At 76.4% G+C, this 14,775-nt stretch carries 12 protein-coding genes and 1 pseudogene; 6 read left to right on the forward strand and 7 right to left on the reverse strand.

Annotation, left to right across the window (positions count from 1 at the left end; translation table 11 throughout):
- Nucleotides 1-13: 13 nt before the first annotated feature.
- Entirely contained in the window at nt 14-790 is a 777-nt protein-coding gene (locus ACYVOM_RS30260; protein WP_460306952.1) for an alpha/beta fold hydrolase, read from the reverse strand.
- A gap of 65 nt (nt 791-855) precedes the next feature.
- On the opposite strand from ACYVOM_RS30260, the gene ACYVOM_RS30265 reads away from it, so the two are divergent.
- From ACYVOM_RS30265 to ACYVOM_RS30285, 5 genes and pseudogenes are all read left to right on the forward strand, one after another.
- A complete protein-coding gene (locus ACYVOM_RS30265) occupies nt 856-3,492 on the forward strand; it encodes an ATP-binding protein (RefSeq protein ID WP_460306953.1) in 2,637 nt (878 codons plus the stop codon).
- A gap of 239 nt (nt 3,493-3,731) precedes the next feature.
- On the forward strand, nt 3,732-4,739 hold the full coding sequence (locus ACYVOM_RS30270; RefSeq protein ID WP_460306954.1) for a zinc-binding alcohol dehydrogenase family protein: 1,008 nt from the start codon (nt 3,732-3,734) through the stop codon (nt 4,737-4,739).
- Between the two features lie 111 nt (nt 4,740-4,850).
- On the forward strand, nt 4,851-5,639 hold the full coding sequence (locus ACYVOM_RS30275) for a carotenoid biosynthesis protein (protein ID WP_460306955.1): 789 nt from the start codon (nt 4,851-4,853) through the stop codon (nt 5,637-5,639).
- The gene (locus tag ACYVOM_RS30280; RefSeq protein ID WP_460306956.1) at nt 5,632-7,071 is read left to right on the forward strand and encodes a phytoene desaturase family protein; all 1,440 of its coding nucleotides are present in this window, start codon (nt 5,632-5,634) and stop codon (nt 7,069-7,071) included. Before ACYVOM_RS30275 ends, ACYVOM_RS30280 begins: the two co-directional genes overlap by 8 nt.
- A 137-nt stretch (nt 7,072-7,208) precedes the next feature.
- A pseudogene (locus ACYVOM_RS30285) lies at nt 7,209-7,787 on the forward strand (glycosyltransferase family 2 protein); the annotation flags it as partial.
- Between the two features lie 310 nt (nt 7,788-8,097).
- Here ACYVOM_RS30285 and ACYVOM_RS30290 read toward each other — a convergent pair.
- Nucleotides 8,098-8,766 carry a glycerol-3-phosphate acyltransferase gene (locus ACYVOM_RS30290; RefSeq protein WP_460306957.1) on the reverse strand — a complete coding sequence of 223 codons (669 nt, stop codon included), beginning with the start codon at nt 8,764-8,766 and terminating at the stop codon, nt 8,098-8,100.
- Between ACYVOM_RS30290 and ACYVOM_RS30295 the strand changes: the two genes are divergently transcribed.
- A complete protein-coding gene (locus ACYVOM_RS30295; protein ID WP_460306958.1) occupies nt 8,741-9,442 on the forward strand; it encodes a spheroidene monooxygenase in 702 nt (233 codons plus the stop codon). The two genes, ACYVOM_RS30290 and ACYVOM_RS30295, sit on opposite strands and share 26 nt — an antisense overlap.
- A 5-nt stretch (nt 9,443-9,447) precedes the next feature.
- Here the strand turns inward: ACYVOM_RS30295 and ACYVOM_RS30300 are convergent, their stop codons facing one another.
- The 5 genes from ACYVOM_RS30300 to ACYVOM_RS30320 all read right to left on the reverse strand — a co-directional run bounded on the left by ACYVOM_RS30300 (nt 9,448) and on the right by ACYVOM_RS30320 (nt 14,760).
- Nucleotides 9,448-10,401: a phosphate acyltransferase PlsX gene (locus ACYVOM_RS30300; RefSeq protein WP_460306959.1), complete on the reverse strand. Its 954-nt coding sequence runs from the start codon at nt 10,399-10,401 to the stop codon at nt 9,448-9,450.
- Nucleotides 10,392-11,297: a phytoene/squalene synthase family protein gene (locus ACYVOM_RS30305; RefSeq protein WP_460306960.1), complete on the reverse strand. Its 906-nt coding sequence runs from the start codon at nt 11,295-11,297 to the stop codon at nt 10,392-10,394. The genes ACYVOM_RS30300 and ACYVOM_RS30305 overlap by 10 nt, the downstream gene beginning before the upstream one ends.
- Nucleotides 11,294-12,766 (reverse strand): phytoene desaturase family protein, encoded by a 1,473-nt coding sequence (locus ACYVOM_RS30310; protein ID WP_460306961.1) that lies wholly within the window; start codon nt 12,764-12,766, stop codon nt 11,294-11,296. The genes ACYVOM_RS30305 and ACYVOM_RS30310 overlap by 4 nt, the downstream gene beginning before the upstream one ends.
- Nucleotides 12,767-12,880: 114 nt before the next feature.
- Complete coding sequence (locus ACYVOM_RS30315) at nt 12,881-13,060, reverse strand: hypothetical protein (RefSeq protein WP_460306962.1); 180 nt, start codon at nt 13,058-13,060, stop codon at nt 12,881-12,883.
- Between the two features lie 161 nt (nt 13,061-13,221).
- Nucleotides 13,222-14,760 (reverse strand): glycoside hydrolase family 13 protein, encoded by a 1,539-nt coding sequence (locus ACYVOM_RS30320; protein ID WP_460306963.1) that lies wholly within the window; start codon nt 14,758-14,760, stop codon nt 13,222-13,224.
- Nucleotides 14,761-14,775 lie beyond the last annotated feature (15 nt).

Raw genomic sequence — 14,775 nt, forward strand, 5'->3', positions numbered from 1 at the left:
CGCAGGCATGTGCTCATCCGCCGAGGAAGTCGAGGACGATCCGGTTCCACTGGTCCTGGTGGGTGTGCGACGCACCGTGGGGAGCGCCGGGAATCGTCGTGAGCACGCCGCCGCCGATCGCCGCCGCGACGCGGGCCGCGCCGTCCTCGGGCAGCACCAGCGCGTCGTCGGACGCCGCCAGCACGAGGACGGGCAGGGCGAGCCGGGCCAGGTCGGGCGAAGGGTCGGCGGCGCTCCACGCGGCGAGCGCGCCGAGCGTCGCGCGCGGCGAGGCGTCCTCGGCGGAGCGCAGCAGGTAGCGGCGGGTCGGCTCGTCCAGCGCGGGCTGCCCGGCGACGGCGAACATCCGGCGCAGCACGTCGTCGAGCACCGGCACCCTGTGCCGTTGCGCGGCCTCGCGCAGCTCGCCGGCGAGCGCGTCGGAGAACAGGACGGGGGCGGCGAGCACGAGCCGCGAGACGCGCCCCGGCGACGCGGCATAGGCGACCGCCTCGGCACAACCCGTCGAGAAGGCGACGACGGCGGGCCGGACGAGCCCCAGATGCGCCACCAGCGCGGCGAGATCGGCGGTGCGGTCGGCGACGCCGTGGCCGTCCCACGGCCGGTCCGAGCAGCCGAAGCCGCGCGGATCGTACGTCACCACCCGGTGGCCGGCGGCGGCGAACGCGGCGACCTGCGGCTCCCAGAAGCGCTGGGACATCGGCCACCCCGCCACGAGGACGACGGGGGCGCCTCCGCCCACGTCCTCGTAGGCGAGGCCCACTCGGCTTCCCGTTTCGAATCGAGGCACCGCCCCAGCATGGCCGCCGGCCGGGCTCCGGCAATCGGTCGAATGACTGCATCAGGAGAACAGCGATGGAGATGATCGGACGTGAGCGCGAGCTCGCGGCGTTGCGGCGGGCGATCGACAGGGCCCCGGGGGAGCTGCCGAACGTCGTGCTGCACGGTGACCCGGGCGTCGGCAAGTCGGTGCTGCTCCAGGCGGGCGTCGGCTACGCGCGGGAGCGTGGGGTGCGGGTCGTCGGCGGCAACGGCTTCGAAAGCGAGGCGAAGCTCGCGTTCGCCGGGCTGCACCAGCTGTTCGCGCCCGTCATGGAGTACCTCGACAAGGTCGAGCCGTTCCACCGCGACACCCTCCGCCGGGTCCTCGGCATGTCCGAAGGGCCCGCCCCCGACAGGCTCGCGGTGTCGGTGGCGTCGCTGGCCGTCATGGCGAAGGTCGCCGAGGACGGGCCGGTCCTCATCGCGGTCGAGGACGCGCACTGGGTGGACGTCCCGACCCGCGAGACCATGATGTTCATCCTGCTGCGGCTGCACCCCTATGACCTGCGGGCGATCTTCGCGCGCAGGCCGCTGACCGCGACCGAGCGGGTCACCCCCGGCATCAACATGATCGAGGTCCAGCCGCTCGACGCGGAGGCGTCCGGCCGGCTCCTCGACCTGCTGCACCCGGGGCTGCCGCCGTCCGTGCGCGCGCGGGTGCTCGACGAGGCGGCCGGCAACCCCCTCGCGATCACCGAGCTGCCCCAGACGTCGGTCGGGGTGGAGATGCTGCCCGCGGGCACCCCCCTGCGGACCAGGCTGGAGACCGGGTTCGCCGGGCGGCTCCTCGCCCTCGACCCGCACGTTCGCGAGACGCTGCTGGTCGCCGCGCTCGACGGCGACCGGCTGGAGCACCGGGCCGAGCTCACCGCGCACGACCTGGTCGAGGTCGAGCGGGCCGGGCTCGTCACCCGCGACTCCACCCCCTCCGGCCTGCGCTTCCGGCACCCGCTCGTCAGGTCGGCGATCACCCGGACCGCCTCGCCGGAGGAGACCCGCGCCGCGCACGCCACCCTCGCCGAGCAGCACCGCACCGACCCCGAACTGCGCATGTGGCACCTGGCCGCCGCGACCGTCGAGCCGGACGAGGGGGTCGCCGCCGAGATCGAGAAGGCGGCCCTCGCGGTGAGCCTGCGCGGCGGGAGCGGGCTGGCCGTCAAGGCGCTCCAGCGGGCCGCCGAGCTGACGCCCGACCCTTCGGCGCGCGCCATCCGCCTCGGCAACGCCGCCGAGCTCGCCGGGGAGTCCGGCCAGCTCGACCTCGCCCAGCGGCTCCTCGACGAGGCGCGCCGCCACCTCGACGACCCGTCCCGCGCGCTCGCCCTGCGCGCCCAGATCCTCATGCTCCGCGACGGCGACCTCGACGCCGCCCGCCGCCTCCTGCGCGGCGCGCCCGGCGCGGGCCCCCTTGTGCGCGTCATGGCCGCCTCCTACACCCAGGACCCCGCCGAATGGGAAGAGGTCGGCGGCGTCCTCGAAGGCTCCGACGACGAGCACGCGCGGCTCCTGCACGACGTGTTCCTCGGCAAAGGCACCGCCGACAGGGTGCGCGACGCGTTCGCCCGACTCCCCGACGAGGCGCCCGCCGGCCGCGTCGCGGCGCTCTGCCGCGCCGCGACCTGGCTCGACCTGCTGCCCGAGTACCGGCCGCGCATCCGCGCGCTCACCGAACGCGAGTCCGGGCAGGGCGCCGTCACGCACGCCGCCAGCGGCTTCTGGCTCGCCGCCCACGACGACTTCCTCGCCGGCCGCTGGGACGACGCCGAGACCGCCGCGAACGCAGGACTCGACCTGTGCGTCCGGCACGACCTGGAACTCCTCGCGCACGACCTGCGGTGCAGCCTCGGGTGGGTCGCCGCCGCGCGCGGCGACACCGAGACCGTCCGGGAGTACAGCCGGACCGTCGACCGGTGGGCCGCCCCGCGCGGCAGCGGCCTGCACCTGTCGCTGTCGGCCCGCAACCTCGCGCTCGCCGCGATGGCCCACGGCGACTACGAGGCGGCGTACGCCTACTGGACCGAGGTCGGCCCGCCCGGCGCGTTCCCGTCGCACGCGGCGTTCGCCCAGTGGGCGGTGTTCGACCTCGTCGAGTCGGCCGTGCGGGCGGGCCGGACGGCCGAGGCGCGGGCGCACGCCGAAGCCGCCGGGGCGCTCGCCGAACGGGCCACCCGGATGCGGCTGCACGTCATGGCGGCCCGCGCGCTGGTCGCGCCCGAAGAGGAGGCGGTCGGGCTGTTCAAGGCGGCGCTCGCGCTTCCGCGCGTCGAACGCTGGCCGTTCGACCACGCAAGGGTCCGCCTCGCCTTGGGCGAGCTGCACCGGCGGCGTCTCCAGCCCGGCGAGGCCCGCCCCGAACTGCGCAGAGCCGCCGACCTCTTCGCCGCGATGGGCGCGACGGTCTGGCAGCGCCGCGCCGAGCAGGAACTCCGGGCGACCGGCGTCGCCGTATCCCGCCGCGAGGGTGCCGCCCACGGCCTGACCTCCCAGCAGCTCGAAGTGGCCAGGCTCGCCGCCTCCGGCCTCAGCAACAAGGAGATCGGCGAGCGCCTCTTCCTCTCCGCCCGCACGGTGAGCGCCCACCTCTACCGGATCTTCCCCAAACTCGGCATCACCTCCCGCGCCGCCCTCCGCGACGCGTTGGAAGGCGCCGAGGGGGACGAGCCCCCCTGATCGGTGCTCCGCGGGCGGCCTCGCCTCCCGCCTCCGACCAGTCCTGCGCGAGGTCCTCGCCGCCCGTGCCGTGACCCGGCGGCGGGCGTCCGGCCCGGTATCCCGCCCGTCCCTGCGGCGCGGTGTTCCCTCCGCCGGCCGGATCTGCGGCGGGAGGCGTTGCCCGAGGTGAGAGCCCGCCGGTGGGGGTAGGGGACCGGAGAGGAAGATCGCGGAGGGGACGCCGAATGAGGGACACGATGCGCGCTGTCGCTTACACGCGCAGCCTGCCGGTTGACGACCCGGGCTGCCTCGTCGACGTGGAGCAGCCCGTTCCGCGGCCGGGCCCCCGCGATCTGCTGGTGCGGATCGAGGCGGTCGCGGTCAACCCCGTCGACGCCAAGACCCGCCTGGGCGACGACCCCGGAGGCGTGCCACGGATCCTCGGCTACGACGCCGCGGGCACCGTCGTGGAGGTCGGCGACGCCGTCGAGCTGTTCGCGCCGGGCGACGAGGTGTACTACGCGGGCGCGCTGGACCGGCCGGGCGCGAACGCCGAGTACCACGCGGTCGACGAGCGGCTCGTCGGCAGGAAACCGGCGACTCTGGCGTGGCACGAGGCCGCGGCGCTGCCGCTCACGTCGCTCACCGCCTGGGAGGGCCTGTTCGAGCGGCTCGGCCTCGCGGAGACGGGCGGCGCGGGAGTCCTGCTGGTGACCGCGGCGGCGGGCGGGGTGGGCGCGATGGTCGTGCAGCTCGCGCGGAGGCTGACGGGCCTCACCGTCATCGGCACCGCCTCCCGCAAGGAGACCGCGGAGTTCGCGCGGGAGATGGGCGCCCACCACGTCGTCGACCACCACAGGCCGCTGGTTCCGCAGCTGCGCGACCTCGCCCCGGACGGCGTCACGCACATCTTCGGCACGGCCGGGACCGCCCGGAACCTGCCCGCCTACGCCGAGGTCCTGCGGCCGTTCGGCGCGGTCGTCGCCATCGATGATGACACGACGCTGGAGCTCGGCGTCCTCAAGCGCAAGAGCGCGTCGTTCCACTGGGAGCTGATGTTCACCCGCTCCCTGTTCCAGACGCCCGACCGGGCGCTGCAGGGCCACTACCTCACCCGGGTCGCCGACCTCGTGGACGAGGGCGTCCTGCGCACGACCGCCCGGCGCGACCTCGGCCCGCTCACCGCGGCCTCGCTCCGCGAGGCCCACCGGCTCCAGGAGTCCGGCGCCTCGATCGGTAAGACGACCCTCACCGGCTTTCCCTGAGCGGCCCGGTGCGAGGCGGACGAGGTCTTTGCCCGTTCGCGGGGTGTGGCGGGCGCGGAGCGCGCCGCGCGGTTGATGGGCTGGGCGGGGGCGAGCGAAGGGCGGAGGGAAGTGGTCGGGGAGCCGGGGGCCGCGGCGATGTCCGCGGGGCGGGCGGCCGCGTCGCGCGCGAACGCGGCGGGCGCCGTGCTGCTCGCGGCGATGGTCGCCGCGCAGGTCGCCACCGGGATCGCCGAGCCGTCCGGCGAGGGGGTCGCGGCGGTGGTGGCACTGCTGGCGGGATGCGCGCTCGCCTTCACCGCGGCGTCGGCGGGCTGGCCGCGGGCGCTCGGCGCGTTCGGCGCGGCGGGGGCCGTCGGCTTCGCCGCCGAGTGGATCGGCACCAGGACGGGGCTCCCGTTCGGGGACTACGCGTACGGCGACGTGCTCGGCGGGAAGATCCTCGGCGTCCCTGCCGCGGTCGTCGCCGCGTGGGCGGGCATGGGGCTCGCGGCCTACGCCGTGGCCCCGGGCGAGGGCTGGAAGCGGATCGCGGCGGGCGCGGCGGCCCTCACCGCCTGGGACCTGTTCCTCGACCCGCAGATGGTCCGGCTGGGCGCCTGGAGCTGGGCCGACGGCGGCCCGTACCGGGGCGTCCCCTTGAGCAACTTCGCGGGCTGGCTCCTGGTCTCGGCGGTGGTGATGGCCGTGCTGGACCGGACGGGCGCGCGCCGGGCCGCGGGCGCGACGGGCCTCCTCGCGCTGTACACGGCCATGGCCGTCATGGAGACGGTCGGGTTCACCGCGGTGTTCCGGCCGCCCGACCGGCTCGTCGCGATCCTCGGCGGGGTCGCGATGGGCGTCTTCGCGGTGTGCGCCTGGCGCGCGAGGGCGCGCGGGAAAGGGAGGCTCGATGGTTGACACCGTGGTCGTGGGCGGCGGGGTCGGCGGCATGGTCGCCGCCCTGCTCCTGGCCCGCGACGGGCACGCGGTCCGCCTGCACGAGCGGCTGCCGCGCCTGGGCGGCAAGCTCGCGGAGCACCGCAGGGACGGATTCGCCTTCTCCCTCGGCCCATCACTGCTCACCCTCCCCGAGGTGTTCGCCGATCTCGGCGTCACCCGCCGGTTCGTCGAGCCCGCGCTCCTGGCCGACTACCGCTTCGCCGACGGGTCGCGCCTCGCCGCGCCGCGCGACCCGCGCCTGATGGCCGCCGCCGTCGACCGCCTCGCGCCCGGCGAGGGAGCGCGCTGGACCGCCTTCCACTCCTGGGCGCGCGGCTGCTGGGAGGCCTCGGCCCGGACGTTCTTCGCGGGCCCGCTCTTCGGCAAGGCCGCGGACGGCTTCCGGCCCGCCGACCTGCGCGCGATCGCGCCCGGACGCACCCTCGCCGGCCTGGCATATCGCGCCTTCGAAGACCCGCGCCTGCGCCAGTACGTCGGCAGGTACGCCACCTACGCGGGCTCCGACCCCTACCGGGCTCCCGCGGCGCTCGGCTGCGTCCCGGCGATCGAGCACGACTTCGGCGGCTGGTATGTGCCCGGCGGGCTGCCCTCCCTCGCCGACGACCTCGCCGAACTGCTCAAGGAGGCGGGCGTCGAGATCCACCTCGGCTCCGGGGTGGCGGAGGTCATCGCCGACACGTCCCGCGTGCGCGGCGTCCGCCTGGACGACGGCGAGGCGGTCCGCGCCGACGCGGTCGTCGCGAACATCGACGCCGCCGCGCTGTACGCCCGGCTGCTGCCCGACCGCCGCAGGCTCCGCCGGATCGCCGCGCTGGGCCCGTCGTCCTCGGCGTTCCTGCTGCTCGCCGGGGTCGAGGGCAGGACCGAGGGCCTCGCCCACCACACCGTCCTCTTCTCGGCCGACTACCGTGCCGAGTTCACCGACATCTTCCGGCGCGGGCGCCCGCCCGCCGACCCGACCCTCTACGTCGGGTGCTCGGCCGTCGACGACCCGGGCCAGGCCCCCGAAGGCTGCGAGAACTGGACGGTCCTGGTCAACGTGCCCGCCCGCGACCCCGGGCAGTGGGATCGGCCGCCGGAGGCCTACCGCGATCTCGTGCTGGAGCGGCTCGCCGAGCGCGGCCTCGACCTGGCCGGACGGCTGCGGTTCGCCGACCTGTTCACCCCCGCGGATCTGCGCGACCGCTACTCGGCATGGAACGGCGCCATCTACGGCACGGCCTGCAACGGGGTGCTCGCCCCGCTGCGCCGCCCCGGCAACCGCGGGCCCCGGCGCGGCCTGTACCTCGTCGGCGGCTCCGCCCACCCCGGCGGCGGTCTGCCGCTCGTGGCGATGGGCGGGCGCATCGCCGCCGCGCTCGTCGCCGAGGACTTCGGGACGGCGCGGTGAAGGCCGCCCGCGCCGCCGCGGTGCTGCTGACCGCGGCCCAGGCCGGAGCCGCCCTGACGGCCTGGACCCGGCTCGCCCGGGGACGCGACAGGCTGCCGCCGCTCGCCCCCGCGCACGCGCCCCCGGCGAAGGTGTCGGTGGTGATCCCGGCGCGCGACGAGGAGGCCAGGCTCGGCCCCTGCCTGCGCGCGGTGCTCGCCGATCCGCATGTCGCCGAGGCGGTCGTGGTCGACGACGGCTCGACCGACGGCACCGCCGCGCTCGCCGCCTCACTCGGCGCCCGCGTCGTGCCCGGCGCCCCACCGCCGCCGGGCTGGGTGGGCAAGCAGTGGGCGCTGCGCCAGGGCGTCGAGGCGGCGCGCGGCCCCGTCGTGGTCGCGCTCGACGCCGACACCCGGCCGCGCCCCGGGCTGGTGTCCGCGCTGTGCGCCGCCCTGGAGCGCCACGACCTGGTGAGCGCAGCGCCGCGCTTCGTCTGCGCCGGTCCGGTGGCCCAGGCGCTCCAGGCGGCCTTCCTCACCACCCTGGTGTACCGGTTCGGCCCGGTCGGGGCCGCCGTGCCGCCGCCCGCGCACCGGATGCTCGCCAACGGCCAGTGCACCGCCTTCCGCCGCGAGGAGATGCGCGCCGCGGACGGCTACACCGCGATCCGCGGGAACCTCACCGACGACGTCGCGCTCGCCCGCGCGTTGGCCCGCGGCGGCTGGCGGGTCGGGTTCCTCGACGCCGGGGGCCTGCTCGACGTGGAGATGTACGCCTCGCCCCGAGAGATCTGGCGGGAGTGGCCCCGCTCCCTGCCGCTGCGCGATGTCACCTCGCCCGTGGCCCTCGCGGGGGACCTCGCCGTCGTCTGGCTGACGTGCGGCCTACCCGTCGTGAGGCTGTTCGGCCGCCGGGCCGAGCCCCTCGACCTGGCCCTTCTGGCCACCCGCCTCCTGCTCACCGCGGCCCTGCGCGGCTCGTTCGCGCGGCCGGGCCCCGGCGTGTGGCTCTCGCCCCTCCTCGACCCGCTCGCCGCCGCCCGCCTCACCTGGACCGCCGTCCGGCCCGTCCGGACCTGGCGCGGCCGCGCCTACCCCGCGCCGGGGCGGCACCGGGCCGCCGCGCGCGCCGGGCGGCGAGGGCGGCCTGGCCGAACCGGAGCCCGATGAGGCACATGAGCAGGCCCGTCGCCGCGACCTCGGCCACGGGCGCGAACAGCAGTTGCAGCACCGGGAGCGCGAAGACCGCGACGCGGGCGCCCGCCGTGAACGACCACAGGGCGCCCACCGCCGCCAGCAGCACCAGGCCCAGCAGGAACGCCGGCGGGCAGAGGACCGCGAAGCCGCCCGCGAACGTCAAAATCGACCGCCCGCCCCGGAACCCGGCGAAGACCGGCCAGGCGTGCCCGGCCATCGCGGCGCCGACGGCCAGGTACACCGGGGCCTTGCCCGAGCCGGGCCACAGATCCGTGGGCAGGTCGCCGAGCACGCCCGCGGCCGCGCCCAGCAGACCCGCGGCCGCGCCCTTCAGCAGATCGCCCGCGAACACCGGCGCCGAGGACCGGGGACCGAGCTGCCGCTTCATGTTCCAGAAGCCGGGATTTCGGTCGCCGACGCGGCGCGGGTCGAACCCGTGCGCCCGCGCGACGAGCACCGCCACCGGCACCGAGCCGAGGAGATAACCGCCGATGACGGCAGCGGCCAGCCACACCATCGCGTCCTTCCACCTCCTGCGCTACGCCGATCTCCGGGCCGTCAAGCACATGGGCCTGGACCGCCCGGTGCTCGCCCGCACCCCCGGGCTGATGTTCTGGAAGCTGCTGGGCACCGGCAAGGGGGCCGCGGTGACGCTCGGGGCTGACCCGCGCCGGTGGGCGCTGCTCGCGGTCTGGCGTGCCGAAGCCGATCTCGACGCCTTCCTGGACCGCTCGCCGATCCCCCGCCGCTGGGCGGCCGAGGCGGTGGAGCGCTGGCAGGTCAGGCTCGTCCCGCTCGCCTCGCGCGGCACCTGGGGCGGCACCGACCCGTTCGGGCCCGGCCGCGGCGGCGCCGGATCCGGCGGGCCGGTCGCGGTCCTCACCCGGGCCTCGATCCGCCCGTCCCGGCTGCCCGCCTTCTACCGGTCGGCCGGCCGCGTCCAGCGCGCACTGCCGGCGCAGGAAGGGCGGCTGGCCTCGGTCGGGATGGGGGAGTGGCCGCTCCTGCGGCAGGCGACGTTCTCGCTGTGGCGCGATGCCGAGGCGGTCCGCGGCTTCGCCTACGCGGGGCCCGAGCATCGGGACGTCGTCCGCCGCGCGCACGCCGAGCGCTGGTACCGAGAAGATCTTTTCGCCCGGTTCGCCCCCTATGCCAGCGAGGGAGCCTGGGACGGCGCCGACCCCCTCGCCTGAGCCCGTCACCGGGCCGCCATCCGGGGCGGCGCGGCCGAGGCGAGGTCGTGCGCGACGACGCAGGCCCGCGCCAGGGTCGCCGCCTCCGACGCGCCGTGCGCGACGACGACCGTGCCGGCCAGGCCCAGGAGAGCGGCTCCGCCGTGCGTCTCGGGGTGGTAGCGGCGGGCGACCTCCGCCAGCGTCGCGGCCGCGGCGGGGTCCGCCGCCGCGGTCAGCGCGAGCAGCGTTCGCACCGTGCCCTCCACGTTCTTCAGCACCACGTTGCCGGTGAAGCCGTCGGTGACGACGACGTCGACCACGCCGGTCAGCAGGTCGTGCCCCTCGACGTTGCCGTGGAAGCGGACGGGCGCGTGCGGCAGGAGCGCGGCGGTGGCACGGGCCAGGCGGTTGCCCTTGCCGGGCTCGGCCCCGATCGTCAGCAGCCCCACCGCCGGGTCGGGCACCCCGAGGACCCGGCGGGCGTATTCGGCGCCCAGCGCGGCGAACTGGACGACCATGGGCGCGCTCGGATCGGCGGTGGCCCCGGCGTCGACCAGCACGGTCGCGCCGCCCGCGAGGTTCGGCAGCGCCACCGCGAGCGCGGGCCGCAGCACCCCTTCGGCGAGGCCGATGACCCGGACCGCGCAGCCGACGACCGCGCCGGTGGATCCGGCCGACACGAAGGCCGCGCCCTTGCCGTCGCGGACGAGGCCGCAGCCGACGGAGATGCCGCACGTCGGCGGGACGCCGGCGCCGCCCCGCGCGGCCATGGGCACCTCGTCGGGCGCCTCCACCACGCCGATCTCCCCGGCCGCGCCCGCAGCGGCGAGTTCGGCGCGCACCGCCGCGGTCCGCCCCACGAGGACCACCGGCACGCCGTGCTCGCGCAGGGCGGCCACCGCGCCCCGCACGGCCGCGGCCGGGCCGTGGTCGCCGCCCATGGCGTCCACCACCACGGGCGGCCCGCTCAGGCCCACTGCGGCGCCTCGCGTCCCGCCCTGCGGTCGGCGCGTCCGGCGAACGAGGCCGCGGCGAGGTGCCGCGCGAAGAGCGCGGCCCGGCGACGGCGCGGCACTCTGGCGCGGCGTGCCAGCACCTCATAGCCCGAGCGCTCGATCTCGGTGAGGATTCCGCCGTACAGCGCGTGCGCGGCCTGGACGCAGGGCCGCGACGACGGCGCGAGCATGGCGAGGCCGGGCAGCGCCGCGGCGTAGTGGGCCCGCGCCCGGTCGGCCTCGAACTCCAGGAGCGCCCGCAGGCCGGGGGACGCCTGCGGGGCGGCGAGGTCGGCCGCGGTCACCCCGAAGCGGGCCATGTCGTCGGCGGGCAGGTAGATCCTGCCGCGTTCGAGATCCTCGCGCACGTCGCGCAGGAAGTTGGTGAGCTGGAAGGCGAGGCCCAGCTGCCGAGCCGGCTCGCGCGCCGCGCGCTCCAGGCCGGGCAGCGGCTCCAGCACCGGAAGGGTCATCGTGCCGATGACGGCGGCGGAGCCCTCCATGTACTCCAGCAGCGCCTCGTAGGAGGTGTACCGGGCGACGGTGACGTCGGCGCGCATCGAGCGCAGGAACGCCTCGATGTCGGCGCGCGCTATCCCGAAGGACCGGACCGTGTGCACGAAAGCGGGCAGGACGCCGTCCCCGGCCGGGCCGCCGTCCAGGGCGTCGGCGGCCCGCTCGGCGAACGACGCCAGCGCCGCCCCGCGGTCGCCGCCGCCCGCCGCGTCGACGATCTCGTCGGCGTGCCGGGCGAACCCGTAGAGCGCGTGCACGTGCCTGCGCTTCCACGCGGGGAGCAGCAGGGTGGCCAGGTAATAGGAGCGCCCGAACCGCGCGTGCAGCACGCGGCAGGTCTCGTAGCTGGCGGTGAGCGTCATCGTCCCTCCCGCAGGACGCGCTGCGCGGCGAGCCTGCCGGAGACCAGCACGGGAGGCACCCCGACGCCCGGGGCCGTGTGCATCCCGGCGAAGTGGAGGCCGGGGACGCGGCGGGCCCTGCCGGACGGGCGGAACCACGCGGTCTGGGTGAAGCGGTGGTCCAGGGCGAAGGGCGTGCCCGCCGAGTGGCCCTCCCGCGCCCAGCCCCGCGGGTCCTGCACGAGCAGGAGGGAGTCCGACAGGTCGCCGTGGCCGAGGCGGTCGAGCCTGGCCAGCATCCTGTCGACGATCCGGGCGGTGCGCCCGTCCGGCCAGCCGCGGGCCAGGTTCGGCGCGGGCTCCAGCACGCTCAGCGTCGTCCCGCCCTGCGGAGCGGACTCGCCGTCGGGGGCCGGGCAGGTGACCAGCAGGCTCGGGTCGGGCTGGGGCAGGCCGTGGCGCAGCGCGTCGAAGGTCTCGTGCCAGCGCTCGCCGAAGTGCAGGGTGTGGTGGGCCTGGCCGCGGGGCGCGGCCTGGAGCCCGAAGTGCGCCACGACGCAGGACGGCGAGAAGCGGGGGCGGCGCAGCCGCCAGTCCCGCGCCGCCTCGGGCAGCAGCCGCTCGGCGTGCGCCGCGGGCAGATCGCAGGCGACGACGGCGCTCCGCGCGGCGAGCAGCTCCCCGGTGGCGAGCCGGACCCCGGTGACGCCGGAGCCGTCGGCCAGCACCTCGGCGGCCCGCGTCCCGTAGCGCAGCACCGCGCCCTTCTTCTCGGCGAGCGCGGCGAGCGCCCGGGGGATCGCGTGCATCCCGCCGGCCTCCGGGAAGTAGACGCCGCCGACGGTGTCCATGTGCGCGATGGAGGCGTACACGCCGAGCGCCCGCCGAGGACCGAGGCCCACGTACAGGGACTGGAAGGTGTGGGCGCGGATCAGGCGCTCGTCGGTGAGGTGGGACCGCACCAGCGCGTCCAGACGCCGGAAGCCGCCGAGCCTCGCGAGCCGCAGCAGCGCGACGGGGCGGGCCAGATCGCGCAGCGAGGTCATGTCCCGGTCGATGAAGTGCGCCCACTCCGCCTGGAACATCGCGCCGAGCAGTTCGCGGAACCTCAGGTAGCGGGCGGCCTCCTCGGGGCCGCACAGGGCGCGCACCTCTTCCGCCATCGCGCCGCGGTCGGCGTGGACGTCCAGCGCCGAGCCGTCGTGGAAGCGCAGCCGGTACGACGGGTCGAGGCGGCGCAGCGGAAGCCAGGACCCCATCTCCTCGCCTGCCGCGCCGAAGACGTCGGCGAGCACGGCGGGCAGGGTCAGCACCGACGGCCCGGTGTCGAACCGGTACGGTCCGGCCGCCGCGGTGCCGCAGCAGCCGCCCGGCCTTCCGCCCGCCTCCACGACGGTCACCTCCCGGCCCTCCGCCGCCAGCCGCACCGCGGCGGCGAGCCCGCCGAGGCCCGCCCCGATGACGACCGTCGCGCCCGCTCCCACCGTCACCGAGGTCCCCCGCTCGTCAGGCCTCGCCGGACGCGCCCCCGCCCCCGGTGAGATGATCTTGCTGTCTAGGGTTGCCCCGGGGAGAGCCGGTAAACGGTGCGGAGGGCCTCGGATTCAGGAAGGCGGGAACCTGCGGCGCGCCCAGGCCCGGACCCCGTAGGCCGCGGCCAGCAGCACGGCGGCGACGGCGAACCACGGCCAGTCCCCGGGTCCGTCGTACTGGTAGATGCCCACGATGAGCAGGATCATGGAGGCCCAGAACAGGACGGCCCCCAGAATGGTCGACCAGTGCACACGCCCACCCCCCTCGCTTCCACCCTAGACACCCGCTTCCCGGCACGGCCCCGCTGCCCCGGCCGGACGCCGGGACACCTTAGGGCGCCGAGGTCCCGGGCCCCCGGCCGCACCGGTCCGCGAGGGCGGGACGGAGCCGATGCGGCGCGAGGCGTGCCGGGTCAGCGGAGCCAGACCGCCGTGTCCCGGGGCAGGACGCCGTCGGGGACCGGGGCGCTGGACAGCAGCACTTCGCCGGTGAAGGGGACGGGTGCGGGGCCCAGGTTCACCAGGCAGGTGAGGCCGGACTCGCGAGTGAAGGCCAGGACGTCGGGGCCGCGGTCGAGCCAGGTGAGCGAGCCGTCCCCGAGGAGGTCGCGGCGCAGGTGGAGCGCGGTGCGGTAGAGGGCGAGCATCGAGTCAGGATCGGACTTCTGGGCCTCGACGGTGAGGGCCTTCCACTCGGCGGGCTGGGGGAGCCAGGGGGCGCCGCCGAACCCGAACGGGGACGCGTCGCCGGACCAGGGCAGGGGCACCCGGCAGCCGTCCCGGCCCCGGTCGGTGTGGCCGGAGCGGGTCCAGATGGGGTCGTCCAAGACGTCGTCCGGCAGGTCCTCGACCTCGGGCAGGCCCAGTTCCTCTCCCTGGTAGACGTAGACGCTGCCGGGCAGCGCCAGCGCCAGCAGCGCCGCCGCGCGGGCGCGCCGCAGGCCGAGCGCGAGGTCGGTGGGCCTGCCGTGGCCCCGGTCGGCGTGGTCGAACGACGTGTCGGCGCGGCCGTAGCGGGTGACGGGCCTCGTCACGTCGTGGTTCGACAGCACCCACGTCGCGGGGGCGTCGCCGAGCGTCGCGAAGGTGTCGTCGATGACGGCGCGCAGCGCGGGAGCGTTCCAGGGCGCGCCGAGGAACGGGAAGTTGAAGACGGTGTGCAGCTCATCGGGGCGCAGATAGCGCGCCAGGCGCTCGGCGTCGGGGAGCCACACCTCGCCGATGAGCATCCTGCCCTCGTAGGTGTCGGTGAGGGCGCGCCACGCTCGGTAGATGTCGTGGCAGCCGTCCCGGTCGGTGTACGGGTCGAGGCCGTCGGGCGCGGCGTCGGGGTCCTTGACGAGGACGGCCGCGGAGTCGATCCGGATGCCGTCGACGCCCCGGTCGAACCAGAACCGCAGCACGTCGAGGAAGTCGGCGTGCACGTCGGGGTGGGTCCAGTTGAAGTCGGGCTGCTCGGGCGCGAACAGGTGCAGGTACCACTCGCCGTCCGGCACCCGCGTCCAGGCGGGTCCGCCGAAGATCGACCGCCAGTCGTTGGGCGGCCCGTCGCCGACGCCGGGACGGAACCAGAACCTGGCCCGCTCGGGGGATCCAGGCCCGGCCGCGAGGGCCTCCTGGAACCAGGCGCTCTGCTCGGACGTGTGGTTCGGCACCACGTCGACGATGATCCGGATGCCGCTGCCGTGCGCCTCGGCGATCAGCGCCTCGGCCTCGGCGAGGGTGCCGAACGACGGGTGGATGCCGCGGTAGTCGGCCACGTCGTACCCGCCGTCGGCCAGCGGGGACGGGTACCAGGGGTTGAGCCAGATCGCGTCGATCCCGAGGTCGGCCAGGTAGGGGAGGCGGGCGCGCAGCCCCGCGAGGTCGCCGACGCCGTCGCCGTTCCCGTCGGCGAAGCTGCGCGGGTAGACCTGGTAGATCGCGGCTCCCCGCCACCACGTTTCGGGCATGCTGCCGCCTTCCAT

The organism is Actinocorallia aurea (assembly GCF_054783995.1).

Coding starts and splice junctions, on each gene's coding strand:
- ACYVOM_RS30265 (WP_460306953.1), top strand. CDS start 856: ATGGAGATGATCGGACGTGAGCGCGAGCTCGCGGCGTTGCGGCGGGCG.
- ACYVOM_RS30270 (WP_460306954.1), top strand. CDS start 3,732: ATGCGCGCTGTCGCTTACACGCGCAGCCTGCCGGTTGACGACCCGGGC.
- ACYVOM_RS30280 (WP_460306956.1), top strand. CDS start 5,632: ATGGTTGACACCGTGGTCGTGGGCGGCGGGGTCGGCGGCATGGTCGCC.
- ACYVOM_RS30295 (WP_460306958.1), top strand. CDS start 8,741: ATGACGGCAGCGGCCAGCCACACCATCGCGTCCTTCCACCTCCTGCGC.
- ACYVOM_RS30290 (WP_460306957.1), bottom strand. CDS start 8,766: ATGGTGTGGCTGGCCGCTGCCGTCATCGGCGGTTATCTCCTCGGCTCG.
- ACYVOM_RS30305 (WP_460306960.1), bottom strand. CDS start 11,297: ATGACGCTCACCGCCAGCTACGAGACCTGCCGCGTGCTGCACGCGCGG.
- ACYVOM_RS30320 (WP_460306963.1), bottom strand. CDS start 14,760: ATGCCCGAAACGTGGTGGCGGGGAGCCGCGATCTACCAGGTCTACCCG.